17 protein-coding genes are annotated in these 16,509 nt (G+C 50.5%); 4 read left to right on the top strand and 13 right to left on the bottom strand.

What is annotated here, in order from left to right; all coding sequences use genetic code 11:
- Positions 1–7: 7 nt before the first annotated feature.
- The 8 genes from LLU09_RS09390 to LLU09_RS09355 form a co-directional block, all read right to left on the bottom strand.
- Positions 8–775 (bottom strand): glycerophosphodiester phosphodiesterase, encoded by a 768-nt coding sequence (locus LLU09_RS09390; protein WP_228311511.1) that lies wholly within the window; start codon positions 773–775, stop codon positions 8–10.
- A 283-nt stretch (positions 776–1,058) separates the two neighbouring features.
- On the bottom strand, positions 1,059–1,676 hold the full coding sequence (gene hxlA / locus LLU09_RS09385; RefSeq protein ID WP_228311510.1) for a 3-hexulose-6-phosphate synthase: 618 nt from the start codon (positions 1,674–1,676) through the stop codon (positions 1,059–1,061).
- A 10-nt stretch (positions 1,677–1,686) separates the two neighbouring features.
- On the bottom strand, positions 1,687–2,352 hold the full coding sequence (rpiA, locus tag LLU09_RS09380) for a ribose 5-phosphate isomerase A (RefSeq protein ID WP_228311509.1): 666 nt from the start codon (positions 2,350–2,352) through the stop codon (positions 1,687–1,689).
- Between the two features lie 7 nt (positions 2,353–2,359).
- On the bottom strand, positions 2,360–3,643 hold the full coding sequence (locus LLU09_RS09375) for a TRAP transporter large permease (protein ID WP_040105779.1): 1,284 nt from the start codon (positions 3,641–3,643) through the stop codon (positions 2,360–2,362).
- Entirely contained in the window at positions 3,643–4,137 is a 495-nt protein-coding gene (locus LLU09_RS09370) for a TRAP transporter small permease (protein ID WP_228311508.1), read from the bottom strand. The genes LLU09_RS09375 and LLU09_RS09370 overlap by 1 nt, the downstream gene beginning before the upstream one ends.
- Before the next feature lie 27 nt (positions 4,138–4,164).
- Positions 4,165–5,184, bottom strand: coding sequence for a TRAP transporter substrate-binding protein (locus tag LLU09_RS09365; protein WP_228311507.1), 1,020 nt, complete (start codon positions 5,182–5,184; stop codon positions 4,165–4,167).
- 13 nt (positions 5,185–5,197) lie between these two features.
- On the bottom strand, positions 5,198–5,746 hold the full coding sequence (hxlB, locus tag LLU09_RS09360; protein WP_040105776.1) for a 6-phospho-3-hexuloisomerase: 549 nt from the start codon (positions 5,744–5,746) through the stop codon (positions 5,198–5,200).
- The gene (locus LLU09_RS09355) at positions 5,733–6,737 is read right to left on the bottom strand and encodes a LacI family DNA-binding transcriptional regulator (protein WP_228311506.1); all 1,005 of its coding nucleotides are present in this window, start codon (positions 6,735–6,737) and stop codon (positions 5,733–5,735) included. The genes hxlB and LLU09_RS09355 overlap by 14 nt, the downstream gene beginning before the upstream one ends.
- 245 nt (positions 6,738–6,982) lie before the next feature.
- Here LLU09_RS09355 and LLU09_RS09350 point away from each other — a divergent pair, with 245 nt between their 5' ends.
- Positions 6,983–7,873: a fructose bisphosphate aldolase gene (locus tag LLU09_RS09350; protein ID WP_228311505.1), complete on the top strand. Its 891-nt coding sequence runs from the start codon at positions 6,983–6,985 to the stop codon at positions 7,871–7,873.
- Between the two features lie 249 nt (positions 7,874–8,122).
- Positions 8,123–8,323 (top strand): cold-shock protein, encoded by a 201-nt coding sequence (locus LLU09_RS09345; RefSeq protein ID WP_031546097.1) that lies wholly within the window; start codon positions 8,123–8,125, stop codon positions 8,321–8,323.
- 161 nt (positions 8,324–8,484) lie between these two features.
- On the opposite strand, the gene LLU09_RS09340 is transcribed toward LLU09_RS09345, so the two are convergent.
- The 3 genes from LLU09_RS09340 to LLU09_RS09330 form a co-directional block, all read right to left on the bottom strand.
- Positions 8,485–9,756: a glutamate-5-semialdehyde dehydrogenase gene (locus LLU09_RS09340; protein ID WP_304612939.1), complete on the bottom strand. Its 1,272-nt coding sequence runs from the start codon at positions 9,754–9,756 to the stop codon at positions 8,485–8,487.
- Positions 9,756–10,592 (bottom strand): glutamate 5-kinase, encoded by an 837-nt coding sequence (proB, locus tag LLU09_RS09335; protein WP_228311504.1) that lies wholly within the window; start codon positions 10,590–10,592, stop codon positions 9,756–9,758. Before proB ends, LLU09_RS09340 begins: the two co-directional genes overlap by 1 nt.
- A 172-nt stretch (positions 10,593–10,764) precedes the next feature.
- Entirely contained in the window at positions 10,765–12,762 is a 1,998-nt protein-coding gene (locus LLU09_RS09330; protein ID WP_228311503.1) for a penicillin-binding transpeptidase domain-containing protein, read from the bottom strand.
- A 126-nt stretch (positions 12,763–12,888) separates the two neighbouring features.
- Between LLU09_RS09330 and LLU09_RS09325 the strand changes: the two genes are divergently transcribed.
- Together LLU09_RS09325 and LLU09_RS09320 are read left to right on the top strand one after the other, a co-directional pair.
- A complete protein-coding gene (locus LLU09_RS09325; RefSeq protein WP_094906955.1) occupies positions 12,889–13,650 on the top strand; it encodes an NRDE family protein in 762 nt (253 codons plus the stop codon).
- A 225-nt stretch (positions 13,651–13,875) separates the two neighbouring features.
- The gene (locus LLU09_RS09320; RefSeq protein WP_040105771.1) at positions 13,876–14,115 is read left to right on the top strand and encodes a ferredoxin family protein; all 240 of its coding nucleotides are present in this window, start codon (positions 13,876–13,878) and stop codon (positions 14,113–14,115) included.
- 67 nt (positions 14,116–14,182) lie between these two features.
- Here LLU09_RS09320 and LLU09_RS09315 read toward each other — a convergent pair whose 3' ends face one another.
- Entirely contained in the window at positions 14,183–14,608 is a 426-nt protein-coding gene (locus LLU09_RS09315) for an OsmC family protein (protein WP_094906973.1), read from the bottom strand.
- Between the two features lie 31 nt (positions 14,609–14,639).
- On the bottom strand, positions 14,640–16,268 hold the full coding sequence (locus LLU09_RS09310) for a sodium:solute symporter family protein (RefSeq protein ID WP_228311502.1): 1,629 nt from the start codon (positions 16,266–16,268) through the stop codon (positions 14,640–14,642).
- Positions 16,269–16,509: the final 241 nt, after the last annotated feature.

The following is a 16,509-nucleotide window of genomic DNA, read 5'->3' as shown; positions in this document are numbered from 1 at the left end:
GCCACAGCTACACGTGGCCTATCTTTTTCTTTTCCCGCTCCACAAGGGACATCATCTTTTCCGGGTAGTTCGTCATGAGCGTCTGCACACCATGATCGAGCAGTTTTTCCGCCTCCCACACTTCATTGACCGTCCATACCCGGATCCGGTCCTCAATGCCGGTGATCCGTCCGGGGTGCTTCAGTATGGATCGGTAGCCGACATGGAGCGCTTCAAGCGACAGTTCCTCCATCTGATCGATCGGCCATAATGGGACCTTGCTCGTCAGCCATGCAATCCGTGCTTCCGGGTCGATCGCCTGCATCCGCAGAAGGCTCGGAAGATGGAATGAAGAGTAGATGACCTTGTCCGAATAGCCGTATTCACGCACTATATCACGAACCTTCTCTTCGATGCCTTCGTATTCGTAGACATTGGTCTTCAGCTCTATATTCAGATCGATATCATTATGGGCGACCAGCTCCATCACTTCCTCAAGCGTTGGAATGCGCTCCTGCCCCCACATCACAGGATCATACTTCTCAAAAGTGCCGAAACTGCACCCGGCACTCAACCTCCTCAAGGTATGGAAACTCATGTCCTTGACTGCGCCGCTTCCATCGGTTGTACGGTCGACATGCTCATCGTGGATGACGACCACTTCCCCATCCCGCGTCAGATGGACATCTATCTCCAGGCCGTCCACTCCGGCGTCCACTGCCTTTTGGAATGCCAGCATCGTGTTTTCGGGATATTCCCCCATAGCGCCTCTATGACCATAGACTTTTGTATGCATCCGTCTTCCTCCCGACCAGTGTATTCGTCCGGGACTTCCATGTCCCCATTCTTCCGCTGCTCCGGGGTGTTCATGCATCTCTACCATACACATACCCCGGAAGATGCCCTTCCCCACTTAAACGTACTGGATTCTGCAGCTCTCCGTCTCCTCATACTCCATTTAATCACATCAATACATCTTATAATGGAAATTTACATAATCTTAAAGAATATTTACCTGTCTTTAACCATTCTTTCCATACAAAAAGGACGGGCATCTCTGCCCGTCCCCGCCGCACGCATCACTCCATGAGCGATCTGATGCGTGCAGCCTTTCCTTTTTTGTCCGCCGCCTTCGTAATGCCGCTGCCCACGATCACGACAGCAGGATCGAGCGGCATATAATCTGTCAGGTTGTCCTCATTGATGCCCCCTGCCACATAGATCCTGAAGCCGGAGGATTCAAGGCCGGCAAAACGCTGCTCCGACATCGCCGCTTCGCCCTGCTGGTCCTTGCCGATATGGGCACTGACCGAAGCGGCGCCGATTGATTTGAGCATTTCAAGCACCTTCGGACCGGAATGGTTCAGAAGGTCCACAACCACTTCCCTGTCCTCTCCTGACGCCACTTCCAAACAGTCCATAATTGTCTTCCTGTCGGCAAACGACATGACCGTGATGATATCCGCTCCGTATGAGAAAGCGACTTCACTTTCACTTCTGCCGGCATCACATATTTTAATGTCGGCGAGCACTTTTTTATCCTTATATTTATCCTTTATGTCGCGGACGATGCCGAGGCCGTACTCCTTGATGACGCCTGTGCCCACCTCGATGATATCGACATGGTCCGACACTTCCTCCAACGTTTCAAAACATTCATCATAACTCATTCTATCGAGCGCAATCTGAAGTTCCATGATATCCTCCTTACCGGTCTTTTGCATATTCCTGATAGGCGCCCTGGTCATCAAAACTGAATATGTGCCTGATCTTCCTGTTGAAGATCCCCGTCTCTACAACACCCGGGATGGCCACAAGGTCATTATGAAGTTGGTCCATATCCTGCGGGTCACTGAAATGGCAGTCCACAATGTAGTTCCCATTATCCGTAATGAACAGGCCATCCTCCCTGGTGCGCATTTCAGTCTCCGCACCAAAGTTTTCCTCGATCGTCCCGACCGTCATTTCATACAGATAGGTGTTGATCTCAACCGGAATCGCAGTGCCGCTGAAATCCTCCACCTTCTTGTCCTGATGGGCGATGATGACGATCTGATCCGAGAAGTATCCGACCTGCTTCTCCCTGAGCAGTGAGCCGCCACCCCCTTTTATCACCATGCGCGTCTCATTGAACTGATCCGCCCCGTCTATCGTGACGGGCATCCGATCTGCATGGTGGACGACGGCGAGCCCATGGCGTTTCAGTTGGTCTTCAGTCTTTTTCGAGGTGGGGATGAAGGCCACATCCAGGCTGTACCTGTCGACGTGTTCCTTCATATAAGGGATATATCCTTCGATCGTCGATCCGGATCCCATCCCCACTACGCTTTCGTCTACGAGAAATGTATTCAATGCATCATAAACTTCATTCATCTTTCATTCAGCCTCCTTCAGCAAACATGTCTGGAATAATGAATACTATAGCAGGTACGAAAGCGACGAGCAGCAATACGACCAGTATGATCAGAAGATATGGGATGACGGCGGCAAATGACCGTTCCACCGTCAGCCCTCCGATCTTGCTGGCAATCAGCAGGCACAGGCCATACGGCGGTGTCGCCAGTCCGACCGCCAGTGTCAGCACCACGATGATGCCGAGGTGTACCGGGTCTATGCTGAATGCTTCTGCTGCCGGCAATACGATCGGAACGAACAGGATCATGGCCGGTATCGCATCCATGAATGTACCCACTAGCAGGAAGAACACGATGATCAGCAGCAGGAAGAGCCATTTCGCCCCGATGTTTTCAGTGAAGAATTCCTGTGCCAGCGTGCCGAGTCGGTAGTAGCTGAGCAGTTCACCAAGTGCACTCGCCGTGGCCAGTGCAAACAGCGAGAGCGCACTGAGTGACAGTGTATCAAATATGATCTTCGGCAGATCCTTGAGACGGAGCGTCCTGTAGTAGAACATGCTGATCAGGAGCGCATAGATCGAAGCGATGGCCGCCGACTCCGTAGCGGTGAAGATCCCTGTCGTGATGCCGCCGATGATGATGACGATCGTCAGCAGGGCGGGAAATGCGACGAAGAATTTTTTCATCAGCGCCTTGAATGGTACCCGCTTGAATGTCGGATACCCCTTTTTGACGGAGATGAAATATATGAATATCATCATGCCGAGACCAATCAGGATGCCGGGGATGATGCCCCCGAGAAACAGTGCGCCGACGGATGCATTAGCGATGCCGGCGAATATGATCATGGGGATGCTCGGCGGAATGACCACACCGATTGTGGAGGATGCCGCCGTTACGCCGACGGCAGTCTCACGGTCATACCCGTTCCTGATCATACTTGGTATGAGGACCTTCCCTGTACCCGCGGTATCCGCCTGGGCAGCACCCGACACACCCGCAAACATCATCGATACGAGCACGTTTGCCTGTGCAAGTCCACCTTTGAGCGGACCGACGACCGCCAGTGCAAGATCGATCATCTTTTCTGATATCTTCCCGGAATTCATCAAGTTTGCGGCCAGAATGAACAGTGGTACGGCCAACAGGACGAATGAATCCAGTCCGTTCAGCATCTTCATCGGCACGATGAGCCCCGGAATGTCGGGAATCGTCATGATGCCGAGCAGAGCCGTAATGCCGATGACGAAGGCGATCGGTACACCGATCACCAATAGCAGTATGAAGACGGCAACAAGTATATAGCCCACTAGCTATCCAACCCCTTTCCATTCAGATTCCTCAAGTAGCCGCAGGCCCTGCCGATATGTCCAACCGAATACAGCAGCATCGTCGCCGACATTATCGGCAGCGACAGCCACACATATCCTTTTTTGAGGAACGGCAGCGTCTCCCACGTGTAGTGCCAGAAGTGGCTGAGGATGACTACGCCATATACCAGCAGCACAATGTTGAATGCCAGCAGCAGGACGTCTATGAAGATATCCAGATAGAGCTTCATTTTCCGCGGCAGCTTCACCTGAAGGAAATCGAACGTAAAATGCTCCTTCCGGTTCACCATTACAGCAGCTCCCATGAATATGGCCCATATGAAGCTGTAGTTCGCGAGCTCCTCCGTCCAGATGACCGACCAGCCCATGAAGCGGGTCAGGATTTGGAGCAGTGTCGCAAGAAAGAAGACGAGCAAAAAGAATATCCCGAGTCCAATCTGCACTTTTTCAACCGATTGTATGATTGTTTTCATTTTTCCACCTTCCACTACCCATATTATTTATTCGAGGCTTCTGACTTCCTCAAGCGTCTCTTCCATGTCCAGTTCCTCTGCAAGCCCGTCCTGGATTGGCGCTGCAATCTCCTTGAACGGCTCCGTGTCGATCTGGTTGACCTCAGCGCCTGCTTCCAAAGCGATTTCCTTGTACTCTTCTTCCTGGGCCATCAGTGACTCCCTTTCGGCTTCGACGGAAGCCTCTGAAGCCTCAAGCAGAATCTGCTGGATATCCTCAGGATACTTGTCGAACCGTTCACCATTGGCCAGCAGGAAGCGCGTCGTGTAGTCATGGGCCGTTTCGGTGATATATTGTCCGTTCCGCGTCGTGTGGTGGTTCTGCTGGACGAAATATGGATAGGCGTTCTCGGAGGCGTCCACGACGTTCTGCTGAAGCGCCTGATACAGCTCACCCCACGCAACGGAAGTCGGGATTGCACCGGCCTGCTGCCAGAAATCGGCCACTACGCCGGAAGCCTGCGTCCGTATGGTCATGCCCTTCAGATCGGACATCTCCTCAAGCGGCTTCTTGCCGTAATAGTGCCTTGCACCTGCGGACCAGTAGCCGAGCATTTTGAAATCATTGTTCGATTTCTCGTTGACCATCTCTGCAATATCCGCACCGACCGGTCCATCCACCACCCGCTCCCAATGCTCATAGCTGTCGAAGAGGTAGGGCAGTGCGAAGAAGTCGAACTCCGGGATGCCCGTCTGGGTCATGAACCCCGGTGAAACCAGGACGACATCGGCTGCTCCGATCACCAGCTTCTCCACCAATTCCGATTCTGCTGTACCGATGGTGCCTGCATGGACTTCCACAGTGATCCTTCCGTCCGACTCCTCTTCTGCGACTTCCTTGAACTTCAGCAGCCCATCGTGATATGGGTTCTCCGTTGATGTCTGGTTGTGTGCAGCAATGATCTTGATCGGTTCCCCTGCCCCTGCATCCGGTGCGCTTCCACCGCTGCACCCGGCAAGTATGACCACTATGGCAAGCAGTACTGATGTGATGATTGTTCTTTTCATTCAATACACTCCCCTATTCCAGATTGAAATGTTTCGATTTCAGCGTTTCACTGCTTTTGCCTGATGCAGTATTGAGGTGGATGACCATCGCATCCAAAATCAGATGCATCGACTGGTCGAACTGGTTGCCGAGCGGCTGGATCGTTGGTATGTCGTTGTTCTTGGTACTCGCTTCAATGAACAGCACACTGTCGAACTGCGCCTTCAGTGCCTCGTCCGGGGATGCTGTAACGATTGCACTTCTGCCACCGATATCAGCCACCTTGTCCGTCATGCTTCCGACTGTCTGGCCTTTCCCCGAACCACTGAGCACAATCAGCAGATCTCCTGCTTCAAGTGCCGGGGTTGTCGTCTCTCCGACGACATGGACCCGATAACCGCTGTGCATCAGGCGCATGGCAATCATCTTCCCGACGAGTCCGCTGCGGCCGTTGCCGTAGATGAATATGCTCTCCGCTTTTTCCACTTCCTGTGCAAGCTGCTCAAGCTCTGTGCTGCTCACCCTGCTGATTACCTCCATTGCTTCTTTGGATACTGTTGAGAGAATTTCATTGACCTTCATATTGTTTCACCGATTCCCTTTCTATCAGATATGGTTGGAACCTTTCTATTCCGGATGCATTTTTGCTGCCGTTCATCATTTCAAATAGCGCACTGACGGCGGCGGTACCGATTTCCACTGCCGGCTGGGCGATGACGGTGATGCCCGGATTGAAAAAATCCGCAAATTCGATGTCATCGATGCTGATGATGGACAGTTCCTCGGGAACCAGAATATCCCTCTGCTTTGCCATCTTCAGCAGTTCGAACAGCGCCAGGTCATTGGCGACGATCAGGGACTCAGGCAGGCTGCCCTGTGCAGCCGATTGATCCAGTGCCGGCACCATCCCCTCCTTCTTCACCTGGATGGGTATCGGGCGGATGCCGTATGAACCGCAGAGCTCAAGATATGCATCATACCGCTCCTGCCTTGCGACGATGGCTTCGACAGGCTCGGTAAGAAAACCGATTTCCCGGTGTCCCCTCTCCGACAGATGGTCGAACGCCATCATGACCGACACCCTGTTATCCAGCATATGGGCCTGGATCGGGACGTTTTCTATATACCGGTCGACGAATACGACGGGATATCCCTTTTCGGCAAGTTCCATAAAAAGCGCTTCATTTTTGGCGGTGGGAATCACCACCAGCCCATCGACCTGCTTGGCCATCAGCATGCGGATGTAATCTGCCTCCTTATCGGAACTGTTGTCCGTGTTGCAGACGATGACATGATATCCATGTCCATGTGCAAAATCCTCAATGCTCCTGATCACCCGCGTCGAGAAGTTATGCAGAATATTGGCGACGATCACCCCGATCGTCATCGTCCGTTTGTTTTTGAGGGATTTCGCTATATGATTCGGACTGTAGTCCAGCTTGCGGACCGCCCGCGCAATCCTCTCCCTGGTCTCCGGGCCCATCTTCGTAAAATGACCGTTCAGATAATGGGATACGGTGCTCTTGGAAACATTCGCTTCGTGGGCGACATCATTGATCGTCACGTTTTTCATGTAACACTCCTTCGATTTAGTAAACCGTTTCACTAAAACGATTTACTAAAGTATAAATGACATGAAAGCGTTTTACAACCATGAATCGGATAAAATCTGAAAATTCATTTTCTGTCGTATGCCTGCATATCTGTTGAGTTTTCCGGTGCAGTAGTGACATAATAAAAGGGTGCAATCCTGTTATACGACGTGCAATTCAGGGAATAGAGAGATTGATGGATCAATATACCAAAGGAGTGGAATTCATGAATCAGGAACAATTCGACAAAGTCAAGAATGGAAAAGGCTTCATCGCAGCCCTCGACCAGAGTGGCGGCAGTACACCAAAGGCACTGCTCGCATATGGTGTCCAGGAGGATGCCTATTCAAGCGAGGACGAAATGTTCGACCTTGTACATGAGATGCGCACACGCATCATCACTTCCCCTTCATTCAATTCGGATCAGATTCTTGGGGCCATCCTGTTCGAACAGACGATGGACAGGGAGATCGAAGGCAAGTACACTTCCGAGTACCTTGCAGACAAAGGCATCGTGCCTTTCCTTAAAGTCGACAAGGGACTTGCCGACGAAAAGGACGGCGTACAGCTCATGAAGCCGATTCCGGAACTCGACAAGCTGCTTGAGCGTGCGAACGAAAGAGGCGTATTCGGTACGAAGATGCGTTCCAACATCCTTGAACCGAATGAAAAAGGCATCAAGGAAGTCGTAGATCAGCAGTTTGAAGTCGGCAAACAGATTTTGGCAGCAGGCCTCATGCCGATCATCGAACCTGAAGTCAACGTCTACAGCGACAACAAGGAGAAATCCGAGCAGATCCTTAAAGAAGAGATTGAAAAGCATCTTGACCAGCTCACGGATGACCAGCAGGTCATGCTGAAACTCTCAATCCCAACGAATGCCAATGAGTACAAATCACTCATCGAGCATCCAAGGGTCCTCCGGGTCGTCGCCCTCTCCGGCGGCTACTCAAGAGACGAAGCGAATGAAAAACTCAAGAAGAACGATGGCCTCATCGCCAGCTTCTCCCGTGCACTCGCTTCAGATCTGAACGTCAACCAGTCGGATCAGGAGTTCGACCAGAAATTGAAGGAGGCTGTAGATACGATCTACGATGCTTCCGTCAATAAGGAATAATACTGTTGCGCCGCCTTTCTGAAGAAGGCGGCGTAATTCTTTTCAACTTATTTAGCACTAATGGTAGACAGGATGCTCAGGATGATGTATAGTAACTGTAATAAGATTTTTAAGTAATGCAAAGCAGTATCTAATTCACATGTTACAAAGAGTAATCGTGATTTGGCCGGTACTTTTTGTAACGTGTGAATTTTTTTATGTGTTAGTGCGCTTAAGATATTATTAAATTTATTTTTGGAGGTCATTTATATGACACAAGGTACAGTTAAATGGTTCAATGCAGACAAAGGTTTCGGTTTCATCGAAGTTGAAGGCGGAGACGACGTATTCGCTCACTTCTCCAACATCGAAGGCGAAGGCTACAAGACTCTTGACGAAGGTCAAGCTGTAGAATTCAGCGTTGAAGAAGGTCAGCGTGGACCACAAGCTGTTAACATCGTTAAACTCTAATAATATTTTAGATAATATTTTAGTAAGTTTATGTTAATGGAAAACCTCCTCTCTTTTGAGAGGAGGTTTTTTTATATGCAATTTCATGTCCCGGTCCATTACTGCACATACTAAAAAAGCCGCGGGATCTGATCCCGCGGCCCTTTTTGGCTCCTGTCGTTCTACCCCTTCGTCTGCCCCATGCCTTCCACGACATACTTGTAGCTGGTCAAGGCTTCGAGACCCATTGGTCCCCTTGCATGGAGCTTCTGCGTACTGATGCCGATCTCTCCACCGAAGCCGAATTCTGCACCATCCGTGAAGCGTGTTGATGCGTTGACATATACCGCAGCGGAATCCACATCATTCAGGAAGCTCTGGGCATGTTCGTAGCTTCCTGTAATGATGGCATCAGAGTGTCCGGAAGAATACTTTTCGATATGCGCAATCGCTCCTTCATAGTCCTCCACCACTTTCACGGCGATTTCATTGCCGAGGTATTCCTTCTCATAATCCTCTTTCTCTGCCGCTACCGCTTCGTCGGTGATGCTGCAGACCGTCTCATCCCCATGGATGATGACGCCTTTCTGCACCAGAGCATCAGTGAGCGCCGGCAGCGCTTCTTTGGCTATGCTCCTGTCGATCAGGAGCGTCTCGAGTGCATTACAGACGGATGGCCTCTGCGTCTTGCCATTGACCAGGATCGATTCCGCCATTTCAAAGTCGGCCTGCTCATGGACATAAAGATGGCAGTTCCCCGTACCCGTCTCGATGACCGGCACAGTGGCATTCTTGAGCACCGACTGGATCAGGTTCGCTCCACCGCGCGGGATGAGGCAGTCCAGCCCTTCATTGAACTTCATGAATACCGCAGCCAGCTCCCTCGACGGATCGGTGATCAGCTGGATGCTGTCGGCCGGGATGGATGATTTGGAGAGGCCTTCCTGAAGCACTTTCACGAGCGCCTTGTTGCTGTTGACCGCTTCCTTTCCGCCCCTCAGGATGACGCTGTTGCCCGCCTTCAGACATAGGCCTGTAGCGTCGACCGTCACATTCGGACGGGATTCATAGATGATGCCGATGACACCGAGCGGCACACTCCTCTTGCTGATTCTGAGGCCGTCCTTGTTCACCCACTGGTCCTGGGTCTTCGCAATCGGATCAGCCAGGGCAGCCATCTGCTTGAGGCCGTCCTTCATGCCTTCTATACGTGCTTCGTTCAATGCCAGGCGCTCGATCATTGCATCCTGGTATCCGGCCTCCTTGCTGTGCATCATATCCTTCTTGTTTTCTTCAAGGATGAATGATTTGTTCTCTTCCAATGCTTCCGCCATGGCCAGGAGTGCTTCGTTCTTAGCATCGGTGCTGCTCTTACGCAATGCTTTTGCCGCTGATTTCGCAGCTTTTCCCATGTCTTTTAGGATGACGTTCATATCCGCTGTCGTCTGGGCCATCATATCTCCTCCCCTTGCAATGCCGTCTCAAGTATGTTTTTCTTAAATAGCGTGCCTATTTCGTCACCTTCGAGTATGTTGAATATCAGGGCAGGGTTTTCCGCGCTTGTGATAATCATGCTCTTATTGTTTTCTATTAAGTATTTGGCCGCTTTAAGCTTCGTTTCCATGCCGCCTGTAGAGAACAGTGAACCTGTACCGTTGGCCATGCTCAGTATATCCGTATCCACCTGGCCGACAGCTGGAATCAGTTTTGCGAATTCGTTCGTATGAGGATTTTCATCATAGAGACCATCCACATCGCTCAGGATGATCAGCAGATCTGCATCCACGAGTTCAGTGACGATCGCAGCCAGTGTATCATTCTCGCCGAATCTTCTATTGTATGTCTTTTCATCCACCGATATCGCATCATTTTCGTTGATGACCGGTATGATTTTTCTCTCCAGGAGTGAATTGATTGCGGATTTGCAGTTTGTGTAGGAAATTGGGAAGTCGATGATGTCTCGGGTCATCAGTATTTGTCCAACATATTGGTCGTAATGCTGGAAGAAGCGGCTGTAGAGGTTCATCAGGGCGCCCTGCCCGACTGAAGCCAACGCCTGTAGATCTGAGGTTTTTTCAGGGTATTCCTTCATGTTCAATGTGCATGCACCCACACCGACAGCGCCTGAAGTCACAAGTATCACTTCTTTGCCCTGCTGCTGGAGTGCCGAACAGACGAAGGATAGTCTGTCCAACTTGTGGTAATCAATTTCGTCAGTCGTCTTCATAATGGAATTTGTGCCAATTTTAATTACTACGCGTTTGCTGTCTTTTAGAAAATCTCTATCCATCTAACCCCTCCTGTAAGTGTTTGAATGATAATATCTATTAATTATACATAATAATGCATATAAATCCACCCTTTTTACCAGAATATTTGGAAATATTACAATGAAAACGTTTTCTCTTAGTTTTCATCAAAAATACCCGGAACTAAAAAAGTTCCGGGTATTTTACTTTCTTCTATTCGTTCAGTTCGTCGTGGATGTCTGCAAACTTTTTGGCAGAGTACTCGCTCATGCCGCGATCCTCCACATCTTCCACGTACAGGCTCATGATCATGTCCTTATTATTCTGATCATATCCGATGAACCACCCGGTCTCTTCGCCCCGGGTGTCCTGGGAAGTCTTGTTTTCGCTCGTTCCTGTCTTGCCGGCGAACTGTGCATACGGGCGTTCAACATCATCGGGATGGTTCAGCCTGACGACATCCCGCATGGCTTCTTCAAGATAATCCAGATTTTCCTGGCTTGTAATGTCTTCGATCTGCACATTCTCTTCCGACTCCGCCAGGATATGCGGCTCATAGATATCTCCGCCATTCAACACTGCACCATATATCGCAGTGATCTGGATTGGTGAGATCATCAGCTCCCCTTGACCGTAAGCAGTGTCTGCAAGGAGGATATCACTTTCTATCGTACCCTCATTGGACACCTGGCTCGTATAGATCGGATAGTCCGTATCGTATTCCTGACCGATGCCGAGTGCTTCCATGCCGCTTGTGAACTCCTCGGCACCCAGTTCAAGTGCCGTCCGGGCAAAATAGATATTGTCGGAATAGGTGAGGGCCTTCTTCAGGTCGAATGACTCATCCATCACATGATAGCGGTTCACCTCATAGCCGCCCCATGAGTCATCCTGCTGCCATCCTTTGCCTGTAATCTCCATCGTCTCGTTCTTGTCGAAGTCTTCCGAGTTCATCGCGATGATCGAGGTGAGGATCTTCTGCGTCGATCCAGGCGATGTCGCCCGGTTGAACTTGTTCAGCAGCGGGCTGTCCTCATCCGTTTCAAGCGCCTCATAGTCCTCCTGATTGATGCCGAACATGAAGTCATAAGGACTCGGGCTCGGATAGCTGACGGTCGCGAGCATCTCTCCGTTACCCGGATCCATCGCAACACTCGCTCCAGCATCTTCTTCAAGATGGGAGTAGATCGTCGACTGGAGGGAGCCATCGATGGTCAGCTGAATGTCTTCCCCGTCCTGTGGTTCTGCTTTCATCAATTCCTCCACTGTATTGCCGGATTCATCGACGATCGAGACGGTATGTCCTCCTTCAGGGCGCAGACGGTCTTCATACAGCCGTTCGGCCCCCCTTTTTCCGATCATATCACCGGAGGTGTAGCCGTCACGCTCCTCCATTTCTTCAGCTGTTATCGGTCCGATGTATCCAAGCAGGTGGAATCCGGCGTCCTCAAGCGCATACTCCCTTGCCGGTGATTCCTGTATCGTCAGGCCGAGATCCTGGAATTCTTCCCGTGTCTCTTCATCAAAGCGGTGGGCATCCTTCACAGGGACGAACATGCCGTCCTCGATCCAGGCTTCATTGAATATATTCTGGAGACTCTCTTCCCCCATATCGAGTGCTTCCGCTGCTTCAAGCAGCCCAGATTCATCCAAGCGGCCGGCTATGTAGCCTACAGTTTCCTTCGTGCCGTTGAAGGCGAGCTTGTCTCCGTTACGGTCCAGGATTTCTCCCCGCTGTCCTTTGGAGACATCAATCCTCAATTCGTTATCGGCCAGACCTGGAATGATCATATCCGGCGTCCATTCGATGAACCAGTCATTCTCCTCTTCATTGTACGACAGGTCGATCGTGTATTCCCTGCTCATCTCCCCATATCGGGTATCCAGCACCAAGTCTCCGCTATACCGCTTCTCCTGGTCGTTCTCCTCATTCGATTCCGCTCCTTCGATGTCCTCAAGCTTTGCGGTCTCCACACCGAGGGATTCGTACAGGCTCCTGTTGCGGTCCACAACTTCCTCCTCAGGATACTCCTCCTTCGCAGAGGCGCTCAGAAGGGGATATATATCTTCATAATCTTCATTCTGATAGGATTCCGTGAACCGGTCGAGCGTCTCCTCCTCCGATTTCTGGAAGAGTCCCGAAGTCATCAGGAAATAGAGCCCCACACCAAGGATCAGCACTATCGGTATCACCCATAAAAATTTCTTCATTGTCACCTCTCCAAACATTCGTTTCCCCCATTATATCAATCATGCATATGTCATGAAACCGCAAACGTGCCTCGTTACCCACTGCGTGGTAGGATGAAGCTAACATTAAATTTCGAGGGGATGCATATGTGTCTGATAATCTTTCAAAAAAATAACCATCCGAATTATAAGCTCATCGTGGCGGCAAACCGTGATGAATTCTACGAGCGTCCGACTGCTTCCGCCGACTTCTGGCAGGACCACCCTGAAGTCCTCGCCGGCCGGGACTTGAGCAAAGGCGGCACCTGGCTCGGTCTCACGAAGAGCGGGCGGTTCGCTGCCGTGACGAACATCAGGAAGCCTGGGATGGATGGCGCCGACAAGAAATCCCGGGGTGCCCTTGTGAGCAATTACCTTACCGGTGACATGCCCGCAGAACAGTACCTTCAATCCCTGGAAGCAGAAAAGGATGAGTACTCTGGCTTCAACCTTCTCGTAGGCAATCAGAATGACATGTACTACCTGAATAATGACGGCATCGGCCCTGAAGGCGTGCCTGATGATACGCACGGCCTCAGCAACCATCATCTCAATACACCTTGGCCGAAAGTCGTCAAAGGAAGAAGCAGGCTTGAAGATTATCTCCAGAGTGCAGAATCAATAGACGTTGACGTTCTCTTCGACATCCTAGCCGATTCCGAAGAGGCGGAGGACAATCTGCCCGATACCGGCCTGCCCGAATCGCTCGAGAGGCAACTCTCCTCCCCATTCATCAGCACTCCAGAGTATGGCACCCGGTCCTCAACTGTCGTTCTCGTCGACCATGATGACAATGCAACATTCATCGAACGTACCTTCTCCAAAGGTGTTCTGACCGATGAAAACAGCTATTGTTTCAAAATCGAATAGAGAAGCGTTTCTTTCCAACCGATCGATTTGAAATTTTTTATTTTAAAGAATCACTTGGTAAATTGACCTCAGCCCAAATTTGCCTTATCATTGAAATATAATAAGCTGTCTGAAAATAGCATTCATCTGAAGAATGATTTACATTTTCAGGTTTCCACATAAGTTTCCTGTATCATCAGGAGTTGCAACAGAATGATATCTTTATATAAGTGAGGAGGTCGTCCCATGGCATATGTTATCCTTCAACCGTGTATGGCTGAGAAGTCCGGAGATTGTGTTGAGGTTTGCCCGGTAGATTGCATCGAAGAAGGTCCGGATCAGTTCTACATCGATCCAGACATCTGCATCGACTGCGGCGCATGCGTTGCTGTCTGTCCTGTAGACGCAATTGTCGAAGAGTACGAAATGAACCCGGAAGATGAACCATTCCTGGAAAAAGCAGAGAAGTTTTTCGGAAATAAATAAAATTAAAACCTTTCCTGAGCCCACATGGACTCAGGAAAGGTTTTTTATTTTGTCCTCCTACTATATTCTAGGCGGGAGGTGCACCATCGACACCATTGACCGAATAGCTTACAGTAAGCTCTGCATTCAGGGAATGCGTAACGGAACAGTATTTGTCATTGGCGAGATCTATCGCCCGCCCCACCTTCTGTTCAGGCAAATCCCCTTCAAATGCATAGTGGATGTGGATGTGCGTGAACTGCTTCGGCGGCGTGTCTGAACGATCTGCCTTCAGCTCCATCCGGAATGCATCGGGTTCCAGACGCATCTTTTCCAGAATCCAGATAACATTTATCCCACTGCACCCGGCGACGGAATGGAGGAGCAGTTCCATGGGCCTTACCCCACCATTCTTTCCGCCGATCTCTTCAGCACCGTCTATTCTGATATCATGACCAGACGAGGCGATACCAGAAAAGCCGACGCTCCCCGTCCAACTCAATTCTGTTTCCATATATTCCACCCTTTCAATTTCCTTAATCCAATCATGATTGCTGCTGAAGGGTCTCCTTCGTAGTCCATTGTGCCTTTTCCTCAAGCGGTCTGAACAGTTGAATGACCGCTATGAAATAGGAAATGATCGCTGCAAAGCCGAACAGGCCGATCAGCCCACTCTGATGAAGCCCTTCGAAGAAGATGATATTCACGCCGGTCAATATGACTCCTGCTCCCAAAGCAGCGTAGCCATATCGCGCAGCTTGTCCCGTCTGAATGAACCATTCAGCCTTCCTGTCCAATAATGTGACGAAAACGATCGTCAACAGGTTGATGGAGCTCCCTACCCATACAGGGTGTACCTCCAGATAGAACGCGCCCGGCTGCCAATCTCCAAGGTAGTACCATAGCAGACCGCTTGAGAACCCTGACAGCAGTGAAGCAACGACTGCCTTATTCGTCACCACCGGCCAGAAAAGGGCTGCCAATACCGGAGCGAAGGTGGCGCTGTTCCTGATCGTCCAGGCCAGCACGTTCCACCATGCAGACTGTTCTGTACGCAGCATGCCGAACCCGATCATCAGGAATGTCAGCAGCAGCAGTGAGTATTTCGTATACTTCACGAGTTGCGCCTCTGTCGCCAGTGGACGGACGGCCCGGCCAAAGTCGCGTCCGAGGCTTGTTGCGCCCGAGAACTGGCATGGGGCTCCCCAGCCAAGCGCACATGCCCATACACCAAGGAAGAAGATGCCGACCAGTGGCGCCGGCAATACTTCCATCAAATACTGCGGAATCGCGATCAATCCTGCCTGTGCATTCGGAATGACCACTGCAGTCGCAATACCGAACAATACCCCACAGACGATGAAGGGAATTGCCATGAATCCCGCCAGAACCATCCCCTTCTGTCCCTCCTCGGGCGTCTGTGAGGAAAGCGCCATCTGGAATGCCGCCTGCGCAAGTATGACGTTAACCAGGAATGTACCGAACCAGGCCACGATCACCTGAATTCCGACACCGCCGAAGTCCATCATCACCGGCCTTTCTGTAGCATAGGCCACAAGACCTTCAACGCCAGGATTGATGAAGAAGGCGATGAGACCGATGATGAACATCGCTGCAAAGAGCACCATATTGATCGTCTGTGTGAATGCAACCGACCACATGCCGCCCCCCTGCAGATAGACGAAAAGGAGCAGTGCCGTTATGGCAACCGAAAGCGTCAATGAGATGCCTGTAAATACGTGGATCGCTGAAGCGAACGCAATCGCCGTCGCGACCGACCACATCGGGAAAGCAAAGGCTGTAATCAGACTCGATATACCGAGGGCTTTCCGTCCGAATTTCTCCCCAATCATCCCCGTCACCGTCACCATCATCTTTTTCCTGAATGAACGGATGATCAGAAAGGCGATGATGAAGATCTGCACCATTTCCGCCACACCGTACCAGATTGCGGAAACGCCTGTCAGATAGGATAATTCCAGAATGGATATGTATGTCGAACCAGAGAAGAGACCCGTGATGCAGAAAGCCACAATCCATTTATTGAAGTTCCTTCCTGCTACAAAGTAGCTGTCCTTGCTGCTTAATTTACGTTGTGCCAGCTGCCCGGCACCTATCAGTATCAGTGTATAGCCCACTGCCAATGCCAATATCCATATGCCGTATTCATTCATGGCTGTCGCCTCCCCGTCAATTTATTTATGATTCTTATGTCTGCAGATCCAATATTCCACACCTTAGCTCCTATCGAAAGATTGTGTGGGATATCTTACTTTTTTGATGGGAATAAGTATAGCATAGGAAAATGGATATGAAGTAACACTTAATATCTATCTCCAATTATAGTTTTAGGCTATAGCCACTGATGAAGAACTAAACGGGAATGTTTAAGTTGGAATACAAAAAAACTACCTC

Source organism: Salinicoccus sp. RF5, from assembly GCF_020786625.1.
Lineage (GTDB): Bacteria > Bacillota > Bacilli > Staphylococcales > Salinicoccaceae > Salinicoccus.
The sequence above is the reverse complement of the archived record's forward strand: the minus strand, read 5'-3'. Positions and strand labels throughout refer to the sequence as shown.

What these genes read in the sequence shown, in the direction of transcription:
- LLU09_RS09365 (WP_228311507.1), bottom strand. Translation starts at nt 5,184, where the DNA reads ATGAAAAGAACAATCATCACATCAGTACTGCTTGCCATAGTGGTCATA.
- LLU09_RS09325 (WP_094906955.1), top strand. Translation starts at nt 12,889, where the DNA reads ATGTGTCTGATAATCTTTCAAAAAAATAACCATCCGAATTATAAGCTC.
- LLU09_RS09320 (WP_040105771.1), top strand. Translation starts at nt 13,876, where the DNA reads ATGGCATATGTTATCCTTCAACCGTGTATGGCTGAGAAGTCCGGAGAT.
- LLU09_RS09345 (WP_031546097.1), top strand. Translation starts at nt 8,123, where the DNA reads ATGACACAAGGTACAGTTAAATGGTTCAATGCAGACAAAGGTTTCGGT.
- hxlB (WP_040105776.1), bottom strand. Translation starts at nt 5,746, where the DNA reads ATGAAGGTCAATGAAATTCTCTCAACAGTATCCAAAGAAGCAATGGAG.
- LLU09_RS09340 (WP_304612939.1), bottom strand. Translation starts at nt 9,756, where the DNA reads ATGGCCCAGACGACAGCGGATATGAACGTCATCCTAAAAGACATGGGA.
- rpiA (WP_228311509.1), bottom strand. Translation starts at nt 2,352, where the DNA reads ATGAATGAAGTTTATGATGCATTGAATACATTTCTCGTAGACGAAAGC.
- hxlA (WP_228311510.1), bottom strand. Translation starts at nt 1,676, where the DNA reads ATGGAACTTCAGATTGCGCTCGATAGAATGAGTTATGATGAATGTTTT.
- LLU09_RS09315 (WP_094906973.1), bottom strand. Translation starts at nt 14,608, where the DNA reads ATGGAAACAGAATTGAGTTGGACGGGGAGCGTCGGCTTTTCTGGTATC.
- LLU09_RS09390 (WP_228311511.1), bottom strand. Translation starts at nt 775, where the DNA reads ATGCATACAAAAGTCTATGGTCATAGAGGCGCTATGGGGGAATATCCC.
- LLU09_RS09370 (WP_228311508.1), bottom strand. Translation starts at nt 4,137, where the DNA reads ATGAAAACAATCATACAATCGGTTGAAAAAGTGCAGATTGGACTCGGG.
- LLU09_RS09355 (WP_228311506.1), bottom strand. Translation starts at nt 6,737, where the DNA reads ATGAAAAACGTGACGATCAATGATGTCGCCCACGAAGCGAATGTTTCC.
- LLU09_RS09330 (WP_228311503.1), bottom strand. Translation starts at nt 12,762, where the DNA reads ATGAAGAAATTTTTATGGGTGATACCGATAGTGCTGATCCTTGGTGTG.
- proB (WP_228311504.1), bottom strand. Translation starts at nt 10,592, where the DNA reads ATGGATAGAGATTTTCTAAAAGACAGCAAACGCGTAGTAATTAAAATT.
- LLU09_RS09310 (WP_228311502.1), bottom strand. Translation starts at nt 16,268, where the DNA reads ATGAATGAATACGGCATATGGATATTGGCATTGGCAGTGGGCTATACA.
- LLU09_RS09350 (WP_228311505.1), top strand. Translation starts at nt 6,983, where the DNA reads ATGAATCAGGAACAATTCGACAAAGTCAAGAATGGAAAAGGCTTCATC.